The organism is Pseudomonas halotolerans (assembly GCF_039581215.1).
In the GTDB taxonomy this organism is placed as follows: Bacteria; Pseudomonadota; Gammaproteobacteria; order Pseudomonadales; family Pseudomonadaceae; genus Aquipseudomonas; species Aquipseudomonas tehranensis.
Window position 1 is genome coordinate 268,958 of sequence record NZ_JBCNTJ010000005.1, and the last position, 17,643, is coordinate 286,600.

General features: G+C 61.7%; 17 protein-coding genes. 12 read left to right on the forward strand and 5 right to left on the reverse strand.

The annotated features are described in order from the left end of the window. Nucleotides 1-85: 85 nt before the first annotated feature. The 3 genes from AAIS01_RS09925 to phoB all read right to left on the reverse strand — a co-directional run bounded on the left by AAIS01_RS09925 (nucleotide 86) and on the right by phoB (nucleotide 3,607). Complete coding sequence (locus AAIS01_RS09925; RefSeq protein ID WP_256229502.1) at nucleotides 86-1,426, reverse strand: hemolysin family protein; 1,341 nt, start codon at nucleotides 1,424-1,426, stop codon at nucleotides 86-88. 123 nt (nucleotides 1,427-1,549) lie between these two features. Then, complete coding sequence (gene phoR / locus AAIS01_RS09930; protein WP_343468856.1) at nucleotides 1,550-2,836, reverse strand: phosphate regulon sensor histidine kinase PhoR; 1,287 nt, start codon at nucleotides 2,834-2,836, stop codon at nucleotides 1,550-1,552. Nucleotides 2,837-2,917: 81 nt separating this feature from the next. Further along, on the reverse strand, nucleotides 2,918-3,607 hold the full coding sequence (phoB, locus tag AAIS01_RS09935; protein WP_003177195.1) for a phosphate regulon transcriptional regulator PhoB: 690 nt from the start codon (nucleotides 3,605-3,607) through the stop codon (nucleotides 2,918-2,920). Nucleotides 3,608-3,759: 152 nt separating this feature from the next. Here phoB and AAIS01_RS09940 point away from each other — a divergent pair, with 152 nt between their 5' ends. Beyond that, complete coding sequence (locus tag AAIS01_RS09940; RefSeq protein ID WP_343468819.1) at nucleotides 3,760-4,146, forward strand: COG4315 family predicted lipoprotein; 387 nt, start codon at nucleotides 3,760-3,762, stop codon at nucleotides 4,144-4,146. Nucleotides 4,147-4,316: 170 nt separating this feature from the next. On the opposite strand, the gene ubiA is transcribed toward AAIS01_RS09940, so the two are convergent. Both ubiA and AAIS01_RS09950 read right to left on the reverse strand, forming a co-directional pair. Then, the gene (gene ubiA, locus AAIS01_RS09945; RefSeq protein WP_092457695.1) at nucleotides 4,317-5,207 is read right to left on the reverse strand and encodes a 4-hydroxybenzoate octaprenyltransferase; all 891 of its coding nucleotides are present in this window, start codon (nucleotides 5,205-5,207) and stop codon (nucleotides 4,317-4,319) included. Further along, entirely contained in the window at nucleotides 5,207-5,770 is a 564-nt protein-coding gene (locus AAIS01_RS09950) for a chorismate--pyruvate lyase family protein (RefSeq protein ID WP_343468820.1), read from the reverse strand. Before AAIS01_RS09950 ends, ubiA begins: the two co-directional genes overlap by 1 nt. Nucleotides 5,771-5,968: 198 nt before the next feature. Here AAIS01_RS09950 and AAIS01_RS09955 point away from each other — a divergent pair, with 198 nt between their 5' ends. From AAIS01_RS09955 to AAIS01_RS10005, 11 genes are all read left to right on the forward strand, one after another. Continuing rightward, nucleotides 5,969-6,133 (forward strand): rubredoxin, encoded by a 165-nt coding sequence (locus tag AAIS01_RS09955; protein ID WP_186655532.1) that lies wholly within the window; start codon nucleotides 5,969-5,971, stop codon nucleotides 6,131-6,133. Between the two features lie 35 nt (nucleotides 6,134-6,168). Continuing rightward, nucleotides 6,169-7,317, forward strand: a complete 1,149-nt coding sequence (locus AAIS01_RS09960) for an NAD(P)/FAD-dependent oxidoreductase (protein ID WP_343468821.1) — start codon at nucleotides 6,169-6,171, stop codon at nucleotides 7,315-7,317. A gap of 192 nt (nucleotides 7,318-7,509) precedes the next feature. Next, nucleotides 7,510-7,785 carry an HU family DNA-binding protein gene (locus AAIS01_RS09965; RefSeq protein ID WP_024777879.1) on the forward strand — a complete coding sequence of 92 codons (276 nt, stop codon included), beginning with the start codon at nucleotides 7,510-7,512 and terminating at the stop codon, nucleotides 7,783-7,785. Between the two features lie 251 nt (nucleotides 7,786-8,036). After that, the gene (gene pgaA / locus AAIS01_RS09970) at nucleotides 8,037-10,517 is read left to right on the forward strand and encodes a poly-beta-1,6 N-acetyl-D-glucosamine export porin PgaA (RefSeq protein WP_343468822.1); all 2,481 of its coding nucleotides are present in this window, start codon (nucleotides 8,037-8,039) and stop codon (nucleotides 10,515-10,517) included. A gap of 12 nt (nucleotides 10,518-10,529) precedes the next feature. Then, nucleotides 10,530-12,527, forward strand: coding sequence for a poly-beta-1,6-N-acetyl-D-glucosamine N-deacetylase PgaB (gene pgaB, locus AAIS01_RS09975; RefSeq protein WP_343468823.1), 1,998 nt, complete (start codon nucleotides 10,530-10,532; stop codon nucleotides 12,525-12,527). A 1-nt stretch (nucleotide 12,528) separates the two neighbouring features. Beyond that, nucleotides 12,529-13,884, forward strand: coding sequence for a poly-beta-1,6-N-acetyl-D-glucosamine synthase (gene pgaC / locus AAIS01_RS09980; RefSeq protein ID WP_343468824.1), 1,356 nt, complete (start codon nucleotides 12,529-12,531; stop codon nucleotides 13,882-13,884). Then, nucleotides 13,881-14,384, forward strand: coding sequence for a poly-beta-1,6-N-acetyl-D-glucosamine biosynthesis protein PgaD (pgaD, locus tag AAIS01_RS09985; RefSeq protein ID WP_343468825.1), 504 nt, complete (start codon nucleotides 13,881-13,883; stop codon nucleotides 14,382-14,384). Before pgaC ends, pgaD begins: the two co-directional genes overlap by 4 nt. Nucleotides 14,385-14,614: 230 nt before the next feature. Then, the gene (locus tag AAIS01_RS09990; protein WP_343468826.1) at nucleotides 14,615-15,175 is read left to right on the forward strand and encodes a YbhB/YbcL family Raf kinase inhibitor-like protein; all 561 of its coding nucleotides are present in this window, start codon (nucleotides 14,615-14,617) and stop codon (nucleotides 15,173-15,175) included. A 136-nt stretch (nucleotides 15,176-15,311) separates the two neighbouring features. After that, nucleotides 15,312-15,485, forward strand: coding sequence for a hypothetical protein (locus AAIS01_RS09995; RefSeq protein ID WP_214918490.1), 174 nt, complete (start codon nucleotides 15,312-15,314; stop codon nucleotides 15,483-15,485). 39 nt (nucleotides 15,486-15,524) lie between these two features. Next, entirely contained in the window at nucleotides 15,525-16,838 is a 1,314-nt protein-coding gene (locus tag AAIS01_RS10000) for an MFS transporter (RefSeq protein ID WP_343468827.1), read from the forward strand. Between the two features lie 68 nt (nucleotides 16,839-16,906). Next, nucleotides 16,907-17,638, forward strand: a complete 732-nt coding sequence (locus AAIS01_RS10005; protein ID WP_343468828.1) for a hypothetical protein — start codon at nucleotides 16,907-16,909, stop codon at nucleotides 17,636-17,638. Nucleotides 17,639-17,643: the final 5 nt, after the last annotated feature.

Below are 17,643 nucleotides of genomic sequence, written 5' to 3' on the forward strand. Positions count from 1 at the left end.
CCCAAAAGCGACGACTGCTTCGCAGCCGAGCGGGAGCAAGCTCCCTCGCCACAGAGATTGTGCATGCCTTGTAGAAAGGTGGGGCTCAACCGAGCATCAACACCTTCGCCAGAATAATCTTCGGCCCTTTCATCTTCTTGATGATGATCCGCAGGCCTTCGACTTCCAGCACTTCTTCCTCTTCCGGCACGCGCTTGAGGGTTTCATAGACCAGCCCGGCGAGCGTCTCGGCCTCGATGTGGTCCAGGTCGATGCCCAACAGGCGCTCAACCTTGAACAGTGGCGTGTCGCCGCGCACCAGCAGCTTGCCCGGCTGATAGGCCAGGATACCGCGCTCAGCCTTGCGGTGTTCGTCCTGGATGTCGCCCACCAGCACTTCCAGCACGTCTTCCATGGTCAGGTAGCCGATGATGTTGCCGTCGGCTTCTTCAACCAGGGCGAAGTGCGAGCCGCCCTTGCGAAACTGCTCCAGCAACTGCGACAGCGGCATGTGCCGCGACACGCGCTCCAGTGGGCGGGTGAGTTCGGCCAGGTTGAAGGACTCGGGAATGTGATCCAGAGCCGCCAGCTCCAGCAGCAGATCCTTGATGTGCAGCAGGCCGACGAACTCCTGGCGCTCGCTGTCGTACACCGGATAGCGGCTGAACTTGTGGCGACGGAACATCGCCAGGATCTCCTTGAGCGGCGCATTGAACTCCAGCGTCACCAGGTCTTCCCGGGAGTTGGCCCAGTCCACCACTTCCAGCTCGCCCATTTCCACCGCCGAGGCCAGCACGCGCATGCCTTGGTCGCTTGGGTCCTGGCCACGGCTAGAATGCAGGATCAATTTCAGTTCTTCACGGCTGTAATGGTGCTCGTGATGCGGGCCGGGTTCGCCTTGGCCGGCGATACGCAGGATGGCGTTGGCGCTGGCATTGAGCAGGTAGATCGCCGGGTACATAGCCCAGTAGAACAGGTACAGCGGCACGGCGGTCCACAGCGACAGCAGCTCGGGCTTGCGGATCGCCCAGGATTTGGGCGCCAGTTCGCCGACCACAATGTGCAGGTACGAAATGATGAAGAACGCGGTGAAGAACGATACGCCCTTGATCACTTCCGGCGACTCAACGCCGACCGCGCCTAGCAGCGGCTCCAGAACGTGGGCGAACGCCGGCTCACCGACCCAACCCAGGCCCAGGGAAGCCAGGGTGATACCCAACTGGCAGGCCGACAGGTAAGCGTCGAGTTGGCTGTGAACGGTACGCAGGATGTGCCCGCGCCAGCCGTTTTTCTCAGCGATGGCCTCGACCCGGGTCGAGCGCAGTTTGACCATGGCAAATTCTGCCGCAACGAAAAAACCGTTGAGCAGAACCAGGATCAGAGCAAAAAGAATCATGCCGAATTCGGCGAAGAGTGTTGCCAGGGACAAGCCAGGGGAAGGGTCCATGATGGAGTTTTGCGGGTTCCGTATATTCGAAAGGATTAGAAATGAGCGCCTGAAAAGGCAGGCACAAGTCAGCCAATGTAGCGGCTGACTGGGCCGTTGCCTAGTGGCGAGTGCTGGCCGGTATCAATCGGCGGCGCTGGTGAGGCGAGAGCGAACCGTCTGTGCCGGGGCAAAATGGCAGGTAAACGTACTGCCATGGCCGGGCACGCTGCTGATTTCCATGCGCCCGCGATGCCGCAGTAAAACGTGCTTGACGATCGCCAGGCCCAGCCCGGTGCCTCCGGTATTGGAGTTGCGGCTGGAATCCACACGGTAGAAGCGTTCGGTCAGGCGAGGCAAGTGCTTGCTGTCGATGCCGATGCCCGAATCCTGCACGCTCAGGTGCGCACCTTGCCCGTCAGCCCACCAGCGCACATGAATCCGACCTTGCTCCGGCGTGTACTTGACGGCGTTGAACACCAGGTTGGAGAAGGCACTGCGTAATTCGGCCTCGCTGCCCTTGAGCTGCACGGTCGGGTCGGCCTCCAGGGTGATGGTCTGCTGCTTGGACCCGGACAGTTCCTGGGCATCCTCCACAATGATTTGCAGCAAATCGTCGACAGGCACCGGCTGGTTGTCCGAGGGGTAATCGGTGGCTTCAAGTTTGGCCAGCAGCAGCAGGTCATTGAGCAGGGTCTGCATACGCCCGCTTTGCTGGTGCATCTGCTGCAAGGCCCGGCTCCAGCGCGGGTTCACTTCCTCGACATTGTCCAGCAGGGTTTCCAGATACCCACAGATCACTGTCAGCGGCGTGCGCAACTCATGGGAGACGTTGGCGACGAAGTCTTTGCGCATCTGTTCCAATTGATGGATGCGCGTTACGTCACGCACCAGCATCAAGTGCTCGTTGTTGCCGTAGCGCGTGAGGTACAGCTGAATGCGCAGCCGGTCATTGGTGGGCGAAGGAATCTCCAGCGGCTCGGCGTAGTTTTCCTGTTCGAAGTATTCCTTGAACCGAGGATGGCGCACCAGGTTGGTCACCGGCTGACCGCTGTCCTGAGGTGTCTTGAGGCCCAGCAGGGTCTCGGCGGCGCGGTTCCACCATTCCAGGTTGCCATCGCTGTCGAGCATGATCACCGCGTCCTTGAGCGCCGCAGTGGACTCCTGGACCCGGTCGATCACTGCTTGCAGGCGGCCACGCACGCGCTGGTCGCGCCGCTGCAGGTGATAAATGCTGTCGAATACCTCACCCCACAGGCCATAGCCGTCGGGCGGAGCCTCGTCGGGTTTGTGCAGGCGCAGCCACTCATGCATGCGCAGCAATTGCTTGAGGGTCCAGGCCAGGTACAGCGCCAGGCCCGCAGCCAGGCTCCAGCCGTAGAAGCCCGTGATCAGGCCCACGACCAGACAGCCGGTCACTAGCAACAACATGTGGCGAATCAGGGTGCCATGCCAGTTTTGATTCAATTGAGCGCGCGTCCTTGTCAGCTTGTCGGGCGGTAACGGCTCGGGTCAGGCCTTGGTCGAAAAACGATAACCGGTGCCGCGCACGGTTTGTACCAGATTCTCATAGGCATCGCCGAGGGCTTTGCGCAGGCGACGAATGTGCACGTCCACGGTGCGTTCCTCGACATAGACATTACCGCCCCAGACCTGGTCCAGCAGTTGGCCGCGCGTGTAGGCGCGCTCCTGGTGGGTCATGAAAAATTGCAGCAGGCGGTATTCGGTCGGGCCCATCTCGGCGGGTTTGCCATCGATGGTCACGCGGTGGCTGATGGGGTCCAGCAGCAGACCGCCGACTTCAATCGGTGCTTCGCCATCGGTCGGACCGGCGCGCCGCAGCACGGCCTTCAGGCGCGCCACCAGCTCGCGTGGGGAAAACGGCTTGGTGATGTAGTCGTCGGCGCCGACCTCCAGGCCCTGGATCTTGTTGTCTTCTTCGCCCTTGGCGGTGAGCATGATGATCGGGATATCACCGGTCAGCTCATCGCGCTTGAGGCGTCGTGCCAGTTCGATGCCAGACGTACCGGGAAGCATCCAGTCCAGCAGAATCAGGTCGGGCTTGCGATCGACGATGATGGCGTGGGCCTGTTGGGAGTTTTCTGCTTCCATGCAGTCATAGCCGGCCATCTCCAACGCAACGGCAATCATCTCGCGGATGGGCGCTTCGTCGTCGACGATCAGAATGCTCCTGCCAACCATGGGGTAATCCTCTTGTCATTTAACTGTCTTGCGCCGCATTAGATAACGGAATTATTGCAGTCGTGTGACACTTGTTTCGGCAACCGGCAGTGTAGAGGATCCTGGACTAAGCTTCTGAGTCCGATTCCTGACAACTGCAAAAGAGGGTTTCCATGACTTACCTTACCCGTTCCATCAAGGCCCTGGGCCTGGCGGTTGCCTTGGCGCTGCCGGCGTTGGCGTCTGCGGCTGACGAGCCGGCGATGGTCAAAGATGGCACGCTGACCGACCACAAGGGCATGACGTTGTACACCTTTGAGAAAGACAAAGACGGCAAGTCGGCGTGCAATGCCAAATGTGCCGAGAACTGGCCTCCGCTCATGGCTGAAAGCGCCGCCATGCCCTCGGGTCACTGGACCGTGATCACCCGTGACGACGGTTCGTCGCAGTGGGCCTATGACGGCAAGCCGTTGTACACCTTTGTGAGGGACACCAAAGCTGGTGAAATGACCGGTGACGGCCTGATGGAAGGGGCCTGGAAGGTCGCCAAGCCCAAGTGATGGTTTTCGCCAAGGCAGCGACAGATTATTGTGGCGAGGGGATTTATCCCCGTCGGGCCGCGAAGCGGCCCTGATCTGTCGTCTTTTGGGTGGTTCAGGTAGACACTCGTGGGCTGGCATGGGTTGCTGCGCAACCCAGCGGGGCGGTGCGACGTTTCGGCTAAACCCCCTCAGCGCAACGCATAATCCAGCACAATTCCCACGAAAATCGCCAACCCGGCCCAATGGTTGTGCAAAAACGCCTTGAAGCAGCGCATCCGGTCTTTGCTGCGGGTGTACCAGAATTCCCAGGCAAAACACCCGGCAGCGGCCACCAGCCCCAGATGGAACCAGCCGCCCAGCTGGAATTTTGATCCGGCCAGCAGCAGGCATCCCAGGGCCAGGCCCTGCAGCGTCAGGATGATCACCCGGTCGGCATCGCCAAACAGAATGGCCGTGGACTTGACGCCGATCCTCAGGTCATCGTCCCGGTCGGTCATCGCGTAATACGTGTCGTAGCCCACCGTCCACAGCAGGTTGGCGATGTACAGCAGCCAGGCCGCCGCCGGCAAATGACCGGTTTCGGCGGTGAACGCCATCGGCATGCCCCAGGAGAACGCGGCCCCCAGCACCACTTGCGGATAGTAGGTGTAGCGCTTCATGAACGGATAACTGAACGCCAGCGCCAGCCCGCCGAGGGACAGCAAAATGGTCGGTGCATTGGTGCACAGCACCAGCAGGAAGCTCACGCTCATCAGCACCGCGAAGAACACCAGTGCCTCTTTCGAACTGATCTTGCCGCTCACCAGCGGGCGCTGTTCGGTGCGTTTGACGTGGCCGTCCACCTTGCGGTCGGCCCAGTCGTTGATCACACAACCACCGGCGCGGGTCAGTATCACGCCAAGCACGAAAATCACGATGTTGGCCAGGGACGGCGAACCTTCGCCGGCAATCCACAAGGCCCACAACGTCGGCCACAGCAGCAGATAAATGCCGATGGGCTTGTCCAGGCGCGTCAGTTGCACGAAGTCCCAGGCCCGCGGGTTCAGGCGGTTCAAGGATTTGAGCAGTTGCACGTACATCAGCAGTTCTCCGAATAGGCGCGGGCGACGGTCCAGAGGCGCGGCAGAAAAATTTCCGCCACCAGCACACTCAGCGCTCCGCGATCGAAACGCGAACGGCGGCCCCACAGTTCACGGGCGCGTACCTCAGCCGGCAACCATTGCTCGGGATAATGGCAAACCTCGATGGCCCGGCGTTGGAACGCTTGGTCGCAGAACAGCAACTCGCCCAGGGAACGACTGCCCAGTGCGTCCATCTGCAAACCGTCGCCCTGCAACGCGCTGCGCGCCGCGACACTGCGGGCAAACACCCAAGGCTCGCCATGGCCGCGCAGGTACACCTCGCGTACCCAGCCTTCGCTGCCCTCGGCCAGATCCAGCGCGGCACATTCGTCGGCACGCAAGGGCTGCCAACCTTCGAACAGCGGCGTCACGCTGAAACGCTCATCCGACAGCCGCGTCAGGCGCCGGGTCAGGGACCCTTCGTCGAACAGCCAGTCGAGCACACAGGCGTCAGGGCGAGGCGACAGCAGGGGCTGGGGCAACCATTGGAGTGTAGGAAATTTCGAATTTGTATGCGGCACAGAGGTCTTGAATGGCAGCAAATGAGGTCGCGAGCTTACCATGTCAGTTGGCGAATTTGATTCAGCGAGGCGGTCTTAGCGCCGATCATGCTTGCATCTATCGCGACCGATCAGTACAAAACGCCCTGAGCCGGAAAGGGCAGCGTTACATCGACCCAACCATACCGGCAAACGCCTGACACCTGAGGAAGTACCTGAATGAAGAAGTGGCAATGTATTGTCTGCGGCCTGATCTACGATGAAGCCCTTGGTTGGCCAGATGATGGCATCGCGCCCGGTACTGCCTGGCAAGATGTACCTGAAGACTGGCTCTGCCCGGACTGCGGCGTGGGTAAAGCGGATTTCGAAATGATCGCTATCTGATCATTCCCTGCATGGAGAGCTACATGGAGAGCAACATGAGCGCACCTGTCGTCATCGTCGGTACCGGCCTTGCCGGATACAACCTGGCGCGGGAGTTTCGCAAACTCGACAGCGAAACTCCGCTGCTGCTGATCAGCGCCGATGACGGCCGCTCCTACTCCAAGCCGATGCTCTCCACAGGCTTTGGTAAAAACAAAGACGCCGACGGCCTGAGCATGGCCGAGCCGGGCGCCATGGCCGAGCAACTGAACGCCCAAGTGCGCACCCACACCCGCATCAGCGGTATCGATCCGGGCCATAAACGCTTGTGGATAGGGGAGGAAACGGTGAACTACCGCGACCTGATCCTGGCCTGGGGCGCTGAAACCGTGCGCGTACCGGTGCAAGGTGATGCCTCGGATCTGATCTTCCCCATCAATGACCTGGAAGACTACGCACGCTTTCGCGCAGCGGCCGCCGGCAAGCGCCGGGTGCTCTTGCTCGGCGCCGGGCTGATTGGTTGCGAATTCGCCAACGACCTGATCCTGGGCGGTTACGAAGTCGAGTTGGTGGCGCCGTGCGAGCAAGTCATGCCGACCTTGCTGCACCCGGCGGCCGCCGCTGCGGTGCAGGCGGGGCTGGAAAGCCTCGGCGCGCGTTTTCACCTGGGGCCGGTGCTCAATCGCCTGCAACGGGGGGCCGACGGGCTGGAGGCGCATCTGTCCGACGGCCAGGTGATCGCTTGCGACCTGGTGGTCTCGGCCATCGGCCTGCGCCCTCGCATCGACCTGGCCGCCGCTGCCGGCCTGGTGGTCAATCGCGGCGTGGTGGTCGACCGCCACCTGAAAACCTCTCACGCCAACATCTACGCCTTGGGCGACTGCGCCGAGGTCGATGGCCTGAACCTGCTGTACGTCATGCCGCTGATGAGCTGCGCCCGCGCCCTGGCCCAAACCCTGGCCGGCAATCCGACCGCCGTGCGCTACGGTGCCATGCCGATTACCGTGAAAACCCCAGTGTGCCCACTGGTGGTTTCGCCACCGCCCAGAGGTCGCGAAGGTGTGTGGAGCGTCGAAGGGCAGGGCAGCGACATCAAGGCCCTGTGCCGCGACGCTCACGGCAATCTGCTGGGTTATGCCCTGACAGGCGCGGCGGTGATGGAGAAACTGGCACTGAACAAAGAGCTTCCAGCGCTGCTGGCGTGAATGCCTGTCCTTCTGTCGTAAATACCCTGCTTTCGGCGCGACAAAGGCCGCCCTGACACTGGCGTCGTCTGCGGCCCCGTGCCATCCTCATTCCCGTCTGCCGCAGAGTAGAGCCTGCGGCGCCTTAGGGGCTGTTCCCATGAGTACAGCCCAGACATAACAACAAAAAAACCGTCAAAAGGGGCTTCATTCATGCGTAAACCAGAACTCGCCGCCGCCATCGCGGAAAAGGCCGACCTCACTAAAGAGCAAGCCAACCGTGTCCTTAACGCCGTTCTCGAAGAAATCACCGGCGCCCTGCACCGCAAGGACAGCGTCACACTGGTCGGCTTTGGCACCTTCCTGCAGCGCCACCGCGGCGCCCGTACTGGCAAAAACCCACAGACCGGTGAGCCTGTGAAGATCAAGGCCAGCAATACTGTGGCGTTCAAGCCGGGCAAAATGTTGAAGGACAGCGTCAATCCGTAATCGCTGCGAGTTCCCCGGTTAGCGGGAACAAACGGTAGAAGAAAGGGGCAAGCCGATTGAGTCGGCTGCCCTTTTTTTTGGCCGCGAGAATCTGTATCGATTCTGAAGAATTATGGCGTTTTGGAGGACGACCCGCTCCCGAGTGCAAGACTAGGCCCATTAGAGCTTGGCTGGATTCCTTTTGATCCGGCTTCCTGTTTGATGGGCAAGGGGGCACTGCGACCCGGCTGGCCATGTAAGGATGCTGACGAATGCCGCGTACTGTGGGTCCCTTTATTCAATGTGGTTTGCGCCCGTTGTTTCGCCTCGCGCTGTGCAGCCAATTGTGCTGGCCGCTGCTGGGGTTTGCCGATACCGCCTATGACCAGATGGTGCATGACGCTCGCGCCGGTCATTACACACCTGCGCTGACCGCGTTGCGCCAGGTCCCGGCCGATCACGCCAGCACCGCGCAAATCAGTGACCATCTGCAGATCGCCAGTTGGGCCGGCTTTGACGCCGAGGTGGTGAACGTCTATGAAACCCGAGGCCGCTATCGCGACCTGCCAGTGCCGGCGCTGACTGCAACGGCCCGTGCCTATCGCAACCTCAAGCGTTGGGACTCGGCAACTGCGCTCTATCGCCAGGCTTTGATCGTCGAACCACAGAATCCCGATCTGCAACTGGGCCTGGCCTTGACCCAGGCCGACGCCGGTAAACCCGACGAAGCAGTCAGTCGGGCCAGGACCCTGGTCGCAGCCAAACCTGAAGACCCGACGCGCCGGCTGGCCTTGGGTTATGCCCTGACCCGTGCCAACCGTCCACACGAGGCGCTGTTCGAATACGACCAGGCTTTTACCCGCGCCGGCAACAATCTCGAGGTCGCCCGCGAATACATCATTGCGCTGCAACGTGCCCGCCTGCCGGAACCGGCCCTGCGTCTGGCGCGTCTACAACCGGGGTTGATCGATCAGGGCGTGCAGCGGCGATTGGAGGGCGATGTTGCGGCTGAGCGGGTGCGCCTGGCGGACATGGCGAGCCGCAGCGAAAAGGATCGCTTTGTCATCGCAGATCGCGCCTTGGCCGATTACGACAAGCTGCTCGCCACCTGGACCCCGGTGGCCGAGGCTCATGACGATGTACTGCGCTGGCGTATCGACCGCATGGGCGCTCTCAACGCCCGGGCTCGACGAGCTGAAGTGATCGGCGAATACCAGAAGCTGCTCGCCGAAGGTGTCGCCATCCCCACTTATGCCTTGCGCTGGGTGGCGTCCTCCTATCTGGAGCAACGTGAACCGGAGATTGCCGTTGATCTGTACCGCCGGGTACTGACGGCACCTGATGCCGATCCTGCGAACCGTTTTGAAGACAGCACCGCGCTCTACTACGCACTGCTGGAAAGTGAAAAGTCCGAAGAGGCCCGTGCACTGGCCGAAGACCTGGCCAAATCCCAGCAGCCCCGCGTCGAACTCAAGGGGCTGCCCATCGGCAATCCCAACGATGAGTGGATGGACGCTCAACAACTCGCCGCTCAGGCCGGCACTTATGGTGCCGACCTGCCCACCGCCGAGACGCGCCTGGCGACCCTGGTCAATCACGGGCCCGGCAACATCGGGTTGCGACTGGCCCAGGCTGATCTGTACCAGGCCCGGCAATGGCCGCGACGTTCTGAAAGCCTGCTCAAGGAAGTCGAAACCACGACCCCGCGCAACCGTGAGCTGGAAGTCGCCCAGGCCCGCGCCGCCATGGATTTGCAGGAGTGGCGGCAGATGGATGCGCTGACCGACGACGTGGTCGCTCGTTACCCGGAGAACGCCCATGTCAAACGCCTGCAACGCCAGCGCGAAGTGCACGACATGGCTGAACTGCGTATCGAAGCCTACACCGGCAAGAGTTATGGCGGCGGCAACGGCGATGCCGGTGCCGTCACCGGCAGTCGCGACTTCGGCATTGAAACGCTGCTCTACAGCCCTCCCATCAATGAAGACTGGCGGCTATTTGGTGGCGTCGGTTACGCCACCGGTGATTTCGAAGAAGGTACTGGCCACCATCGCTGGCAGCGTCTGGGTGTGGAGCGCCGCACCCGTGACATGACCCTGGAAGCGGAAGTCTCCAACCACTCGTACGGCTCCGGTGACAAGCAGGGGGCACGCGTGGCCGTGGCCCGGGACATCAACGATCACTGGCAGTACGGTGGCAGCCTGGATTACCTCTCGGCCGCGACCCCGCTGCGGGCGCTCAACAGCGGCATTCGAGCCAACGGCGGCAGTGGTTTCGTTCGCTGGCGAGCCCACGAAAGTCGAGAGTGGCAACTGGTGGTCAGCCCGTCACATTTCAGCGACGGCAACAACCGTCTCGAAACCCTGCTCACCGGTCGTGAAGGCATTTACAGCGCTCCACGGCTGCAGGTGGAGTTGGGCCTGGAAGTGGGGGCCAGTCGCAACAGTGGTTCTGACGAAGTCCCTTACTTCAACCCCAAATCAGATCTGAGCGTCATGCCGACCGTCAGCGCCAATCATGTGTTGTACCGCCGCTACGAAACGACGTGGAGCCAGCAGTTCCAAGCCGGCGCCGGTACCTACAGTCAGCGCGACCACAGCACCGGTGCCATGGGTTTGCTCAGCTATGGCCAGCGTTTTATCTGGAACGACGTGCTGGAGGCCGGTGCCGCGCTGAGTTGGCTCAACCGCCCCTATGACGGCGACCGCGAAAGCGATCTGCGCCTGCTTGTCGACCTCACCTACCGCTTCTAGAAGAGTTTGAAGATGCCTGTCATTTCGCGATTCATCCTTCTGCTGGGGGTCTTGCTGATCAGCGCTTGTGCCCAGCAAGCCCCGGCGTTCACACCGCCCTCACAGCGCCCGCTGCCGGCCAATGACGCCCCGTGGCCGAAAAACCACGTGCTCGGTATCGCCTATCACGACGTGGAAGACCGCGACCCCGACCAGGCGCTCGTGGCCGTGCGGACCGAACGTCTGATCGAACAATTGGCTTGGTTGCGGGAAAACAACTACCAGCCGGTCACCGTGGACCAGATCATCACCGCTCGCAACGGTGGCCCGGAACTGCCGCCGCGGGCGGTGCTGTTGAGTTTTGACGACGGTTATTCAAGCTTCTACACCCGCGTCATGCCCATTCTCCGCGCTTACAACTGGCCGGCATTACTGGCCCCGGTTGGCAGCTGGATCGACACGCCGCTGAACCAGTCGGTGGACTTCGCCGGGGTGCCGCGCAAGCGCGCCGAGTTTTTGACCTGGGAACAGATCCGCGAGGTTTCGAAATCGGGTCTGGTGGAGATTGCCGCCCACACCGACGCCAATCACAAAGGGGTACTGGCCAACCCGCAAGGCAACCTGCAACCGGCGGCGACGACCCGGCGCTACGATCCCGCCACCGGTCGCTATGAAAGCGAAGCTGATTTCCAGGCTCGCCAGCGCAAGGACGTGGTGGCCATTTCCGAGAAAATCCGCAAGGTCACCGGCTACAGTCCGCGCGTGTGGGTCTGGCCCTACGGGGCCGCCGATGGCACCGCCTTGCAGGTGATCGGCAGCGAAGGCTATCAAATGGCCCTGACCCTGCAGGACGGCCTCGACAGCCTCGGTAACCTGATGAACGGCCCACGCTTCTTGGTGGCCTCCGATCCGGATGGTGCCCACTTCGCCGAGAGCATCGTCGGCGTGCAGACGATGGACCCGTTGCGGGTGGTTCATGTCGACCTGGATTATGTCTACGACCCGGACCCTGTGCAGCAGGAAGCCAATGTCGGCAAGCTGATCCAGCGCATCTACGACCTGGGCGCCAACACCGTTTTCCTGCAAGCCTTTGCCGATCCGAAAGGTGATGGCCTGGTGCATTCGCTGTACTTCCCCAATCGCCACCTGCCGGTACGGGCCGATCTGTTCGATCGGGTCGCGTGGCAACTGAAAACCCGGGCCAACGCCAAGGTCTTCGCCTGGATGCCCGTGCTCAGTTTCGGCCTGGATCCGAAGCTGCCCCGCGTCCAACGTTGGGACCCGGAAACCGGCCGTACGGGTGTGGACCCGGATCAGTACGTACGTCTGTCGCCCTTCGATCCGAGCGTGCGACAGGTCATCGGCGAAATCTACGAAGACCTGGCACGGATGAGTTCGGTGGACGGCGTTCTCTACCATGACGACGCGGTGTTCTCCGACTTCGAGGATGCCGGCCCCGCTGCCCTGAAAGTCTATGCCGCCAACGGCTTGCCGACGTCCGTCGCCACCCTGCGGGACGACCCGGCGATGATGCAGCGCTGGACCCGTTTCAAGAGCCGCTACCTGATCGACTTCACCCACGAGCTCACCGCCAAGGTCCGGGCGATTCGCGGTCCGCAGGTGCTGACAGCGCGCAATATTTTTGCCGAACCGATGCTCAACCCCGACAGCGAAGCCTGGTTCGCCCAGAACCTGGACGACTTCCTCGGCGCCTATGACTGGACGGCCCCGATGGCCATGCCGTTGATGGAAAAGCAGACCCGCGAGCAATCCGGCCCCTGGCTTGAGCGTTTGGTGGAGACCGTCAAGGCCCGCCCCGGTGCGCTTAAACGCACGGTGTTCGAATTACAGGCCCGTGACTGGCACAGCAAACCGGTCAGCGACATCGACGGCGAACAATTGGCCGAATGGATGGGGCGCCTCAAGCGCTCAGGCGTGACCAGTTTCGGCTACTACCCGGACAATTTCATCGAAGACCAGCCCGCTGTGAAAACCGTGCGGCCGGCGCTCTCCAACAAGTGGAATCCTTGACATGCTCGACAGACTGCTCGCCCTGCTGGTGCTGGCGATCGTCCTTGGGGTGCCCCTGGGTCTGATCTTCCTGGTCACCGGGCAATTCCTGATGGACTTCGTGTTCTTTTACCCGCTGTTCATGTCCGGGCTGTGGATCGCCGGCGGCCTGTATTTCTGGCTGCACTGGGAGCGTCACTGGCCATGGAAGGACGACACCCTGCCGCCCGCGCTGGCCGGGGAACCCCTGATCAGCATCCTGATTCCGTGCTTCAACGAGGGCGACAACGTCGCCGATACCATTCACGCCGCGCTGGGCCAGCACTACCCGAACATCGAGGTCATCGCCATCAACGATGGCTCGAAAGACAACACCGCCCAAATGCTCGACCAACTGGCGGCTGATGATCCGCGCCTGCGCGTGCTGCATCTGGCAGAAAACCAGGGCAAGGCCGTGGCCCTGCGCATGGGCGCCATCGCGGCGCGCAGTGAATACCTCGTGTGCATCGACGGTGACGCGCTGTTGGCGCCCAACACTTGCGCCTACCTGGTGGCACCGATGCTGGACAATGCCCGCCTCGGCGCGGTGACCGGCAACCCGCGCATCCGTACCCGTTCTACCTTGATCGGTCGGGTGCAGGTCGGCGAGTTCTCCTCGATCATTGGCTTGATCAAGCGTACCCAGCGCGTCTTCGGGCGGATCTTCACCGTCTCTGGCGTGATCGTCGCCTTCCGTCGCACGGCCCTGCACCGGGTCGGCTACTGGAGCCCGGACATGATCACCGAAGACATCGACATCAGCTGGAAACTACAACTGGATCACTGGAGCATCTTCTACGAACCCCGTGCCCTGTGCTGGATCCTCATGCCCGAAACCCTGCGCGGCCTATGGCGGCAGCGCCTGCGCTGGGCCCAGGGCGGGGCCGAAGTGCTGTTCAAGAACATCCGCGGCATCTGGCAATACCGTCACCGCTACCTGTGGCCGCTGCTGTTCGAATATTGCCTGTCTACCGGTTGGGCGTTCACGTTCCTGCTGTCGGTGATCTTCTGGGGTGCCGGTAAATTCGTCGAAATGCCAGCGGCCATCGCGGTCGATCACCTCATGCCACCGGCCTTCACCGGGTTGCTGTTGGCGGTGGTGTGCCTGATGCAGTTCGCGGTGAGCATCCTGATCGATCGCCGTTACGAAAAAGGCTTGTGGCACATCATGTTCTGGGTGGTGTGGTACCCGTTGGTGTTCTGGCTGATCAGCCTGTTCACCACCCTGGTGAGTTTTCCGAAAGTGCTGTTCGGGCAGCATCAGAAACGTGCGCGCTGGATCAGCCCGGATCGCGGCATCAAACCGTTCGATGATGAAGAAGAGGAAGTGATCCGATGAAAATTATCAGGACCCGACAACGACCTTTTCTGGTGGTCATCGATGCGCTCTTTACTGTCCTGGCTTGGCTCGGGCTGTTGTATCTGCTGGTCAACGGGCTCTGGCCCCTGTTTGACAGCCAGGCCGGCCCGCGCCTCGGAGGTTCGTTACTGGACACCCTCGGGACACTGCAGATATACGGCTGGATCGCCGTGGTCAACGCAGTGATCCTGATTACCTGGGCGCGCTATCAGCAGCGTAAAAGCCGCAGCTTCGCGCAGCGGCGGCTGCCGGCGCCAGTGGTGGACGATCAAGGTCTGAGCGACAGTTTCAAGTTGACGGATGAGCGCCTCGACACGTTGCGTCAGCCGGGCTCCAAGATTATTCACAACAACCAGGACGGTGATATCAGCCATGTGGTGCCGCATTTTCACTTGCTCAGCAAGGAGTTGCAGCCGCCGCCCCTGGCACCGTTGGAGCGGCCACGGGTGATTCACCTGCCGGTCGATCACTCGGTGTAAGCGCTGTCGCAGGCTGTGATTGTTGATCTTGTTGTTTTGCAGTTCCTCGGTGATTTCCTTCAAAACGCCGCGCTCGCTCCCACAGGGGGACGGGTGATGTCGCGAATCACGGTCAACGCAGATCAAATGTGGCGGCTTCGAAGTTCATCGTAATTGTCACTGAAACCCGGCAGGCGCTGCGGCTATAGTTCGCAAGCCGTCCATGGCCTGATCCGCATAAGGTGCCCGGTATGACTCGATCGACTCTCTTTTCTCCCTGGCTGGCGGCCATCGCCCTCGTGCTGTGCGCACAAGGGGCCGCCCAGGCTCAGGAACGTTTCACCCTCAGTATTCCAGGTGTGTCGGATAATCGGCTGTTCACCGCGGCCGCCGCCAGTGACGCCAACAAATGCGGCGGCAAGAACATTTCCCCGGCCTTGAGCTGGACGGCGGGCCCGCCTGGCACCCTCAGCTACGCCATTGTCATGCACGACCCGGACGGCCAGAAAGGCCAGGGTGTCGACCACTGGGTTCATTACGGCATCAAGGCCAGCACTCGGCAGATTCCAGCGGGTGTCGGCGCCAAATCCGCATTGGAAGGCATAAGCGGCACCAACAGCAAAAACACCCTCGGCTACATTGGCCCTTGCCCGCCCATCGGCGACAGCGCTCACCATTACCTGATTCAGATATATGCGCTCGACCTGCCGCCGCATGCCCTGCCAGCCGGGCTCACACGGCCTCAACTGATGGAAAGAATCAACGGCCACGTGCTGCGCAACAGTAGCGTAGTGCGCCGTTATCACCGCTGACCCAGACAACACAAATCTCCGTGGTGGGGGCGCCTGCTCCCGCTGGGTTGCGCAGCAACCCCCAACCACAACATTGGCATCACGCGCCAAAAGCGAGCACTATCGAGCCCCTGTTCATTCAAACCGGAGGATGGCGATGACGCAGAAACCCGACGGCATCGCCCGCCTCAAGAACTGCCCCACCAAGGGCGACGAAATACGCCGGGCCATCGCCCAGAGCCGCAAGGATTTCCTGCCTGCTGAAGAGGCCGAAGAAGCCGAACCAGGCCAACCGCCGGCACAGCCCATGGACGACGGCCAAGACGCCTGAACCGTCCTTCTCAACAACTTTTCCTATCCAGATCTGCCCATGACTGCCACCACTCATCTGCCAGACGCCCGATTCAGCCGATCCGACTACAAGACCTTGGGCCTGGCCGCCCTGGGTGGCGCGCTGGAGATCTATGATTTCATCATTTTCGTCTTCTTCGCACTGATCCTCAGCCAGCTGTTCTTTCCTCCGGAAATGCCCGAGTGGCTGCGCTTGCTGCAAAGCTTCGGGATTTTCGCCACCGGCTATCTGGCTCGGCCGCTGGGCGGCATCCTCATGGCGCACTTTGCCGATCGGCTGGGGCGCAAGCGGGTGTTCAGCCTGAGCATCCTGATGATGGCCTTGCCCTGTCTCCTGATCGGGGTAATGCCGACCTACGCGCAAATCGGCTACTTCGCGCCGTTGTTGCTATTGGCGTTGCGCATTCTGCAGGGGGCGGCGGTGGGCGGTGAGGTTCCCAGTGCCTGGGTGTTCGTGGCCGAACATGCACCGTTGCACCATCGCGGCTACGCCCTGGGCTTTCTTCAGGCCGGACTGACCTTCGGCTACTTGCTGGGCGCCCTGACCGCCACGGCGCTGGCGCAAATCTTCACGGCAGCAGAAATTCTCGATTACGCCTGGCGCTTGCCGTTCCTGCTGGGTGGGGTCTTCGGTGTAATCGGTGTCTGGCTGCGCCGCTGGCTGAGCGAAACGCCGATCTTCATGGCTCTGCAAGCCAAGCGCGAAGGCGCGACGGAACTGCCGCTGCGCACCGTGCTGCGGGACCATCGCCATGCCTTGTTGCCCGCCGCCATCCTCACCTGCGTGCTGACGTCCGCCGTGGTCGTGTTCGTGGTCATCACCCCGACCGTCATGCAAAAAAGCTTCGGCATGACCCCCAGCCACACCTTTGCCCTGAGCAGCCTGGGCATCGTCTTCCTGAACATCGGCTGCGTCCTGGCCGGCCTCATCGTTGACCGCATCGGCGCCTGGCGTACCGTCATGCTCTACAGCCTGCTGCTGCCGGTGGGCATCACCGTGCTCTACGCCAGCCTGATCAACGGCGGCGCCTGGCTGGGCCTGGCCTACGCCGTGGCCGGCCTGTGTTGCGGCGTGGTCGGCGCGGTGCCATCGGTGATGGTCAGTCTGTTTCCGGCGAAAATTCGCGTGTCCGGCATCTCGTTCACCTACAACATCGCCTACGCGCTCTGGGCCAGCATGACGCCGTTGGTGCTGATTGCGCTGGTGCCGTGGAGCCCGTGGGTGTGCGTGGGGTATTGCGTGGTGATGGGCGCGGTGGGTGTAGGCGCGGCGACGTATTTCCCCCATCGGCATTCAAAGGTCTCGCAGCCGTCGTTGGCGTGTGAATCGTAAAGACTCTGCTTCAGGCGCACGACTACACTCAGAAATGACCCCGTTCCAACGCGAGGAGGGTGGCCATCATGAGCGCACACGAGCACGACCTGCTGCAACAAGTCCTGATCGCCCACGGCGGTCTGGAGCGCTGGAACACCTTCAATACGGTCCGGGCCACCCTTGTGACCGGCGGCTCGTTGTGGGCCATGAAGGGGCTGGTTCAGGACAACACCCCACGGGAGATGACGGTCTGGCTGCATGAACAGCGCGCCTCGGTCATGCCGTTCGGTGCGCTGAACCAGCGCACTGCGTTCACGCCTGATCGCATCGCCATCGAAACCACAGAGGGCAAAGTGATTGCAGAACGTTCGGACCCCAGGGCCTCGTTCCTCAAACACGAGCCATCCACTCCCTGGGATCCGCTTCACCGTGCCTACTTCAATGGCTATGCGCTCTGGTCCTACCTGACCATGCCGTTCCTGTTTACTTTCGCGGGCGTTACCACCCAGGAACTGGAACCCTGGAAGGAAGGCGGCCAGGTCTGGCGCCGCTTGCGGGTGAGCTTCCCGGACACCCTCGCCACTCACTGTCCGGTCCAGGACTTCTACTTTGGCGACGACTGTCTGCTGCGCCGGCATGATTACACGGTGGACGTGAGCGGTGGCCTGCCGGCGGCCCAGTATGTGGAGGACTACATCAAGGCCGATGGGCTGCTCGTGCCCAGCAAGCGGCGGGCATATCGGCGCGATGCCGATGATCAGGCGGTGGAGGGGGAGTTGCTTGTGGCGATTGATATCAGTCAGGTTCGTTACGCCTGACCGGT

Coding starts and splice junctions, on each gene's coding strand:
- AAIS01_RS09925 (WP_256229502.1), bottom strand. CDS start 1,426: ATGGACCCTTCCCCTGGCTTGTCCCTGGCAACACTCTTCGCCGAATTC.
- phoR (WP_343468856.1), bottom strand. CDS start 2,836: ATGTTGTTGCTAGTGACCGGCTGTCTGGTCGTGGGCCTGATCACGGGC.
- phoB (WP_003177195.1), bottom strand. CDS start 3,607: ATGGTTGGCAGGAGCATTCTGATCGTCGACGACGAAGCGCCCATCCGC.
- AAIS01_RS09940 (WP_343468819.1), top strand. CDS start 3,760: ATGACTTACCTTACCCGTTCCATCAAGGCCCTGGGCCTGGCGGTTGCC.
- ubiA (WP_092457695.1), bottom strand. CDS start 5,207: ATGTACGTGCAACTGCTCAAATCCTTGAACCGCCTGAACCCGCGGGCC.
- AAIS01_RS09955 (WP_186655532.1), top strand. CDS start 5,969: ATGAAGAAGTGGCAATGTATTGTCTGCGGCCTGATCTACGATGAAGCC.
- AAIS01_RS09960 (WP_343468821.1), top strand. CDS start 6,169: ATGAGCGCACCTGTCGTCATCGTCGGTACCGGCCTTGCCGGATACAAC.
- AAIS01_RS09965 (WP_024777879.1), top strand. CDS start 7,510: ATGCGTAAACCAGAACTCGCCGCCGCCATCGCGGAAAAGGCCGACCTC.
- pgaA (WP_343468822.1), top strand. CDS start 8,037: ATGCCGCGTACTGTGGGTCCCTTTATTCAATGTGGTTTGCGCCCGTTG.
- pgaB (WP_343468823.1), top strand. CDS start 10,530: ATGCCTGTCATTTCGCGATTCATCCTTCTGCTGGGGGTCTTGCTGATC.
- pgaC (WP_343468824.1), top strand. CDS start 12,529: ATGCTCGACAGACTGCTCGCCCTGCTGGTGCTGGCGATCGTCCTTGGG.
- pgaD (WP_343468825.1), top strand. CDS start 13,881: ATGAAAATTATCAGGACCCGACAACGACCTTTTCTGGTGGTCATCGAT.
- AAIS01_RS09990 (WP_343468826.1), top strand. CDS start 14,615: ATGACTCGATCGACTCTCTTTTCTCCCTGGCTGGCGGCCATCGCCCTC.
- AAIS01_RS09995 (WP_214918490.1), top strand. CDS start 15,312: ATGACGCAGAAACCCGACGGCATCGCCCGCCTCAAGAACTGCCCCACC.
- AAIS01_RS10000 (WP_343468827.1), top strand. CDS start 15,525: ATGACTGCCACCACTCATCTGCCAGACGCCCGATTCAGCCGATCCGAC.
- AAIS01_RS10005 (WP_343468828.1), top strand. CDS start 16,907: ATGAGCGCACACGAGCACGACCTGCTGCAACAAGTCCTGATCGCCCAC.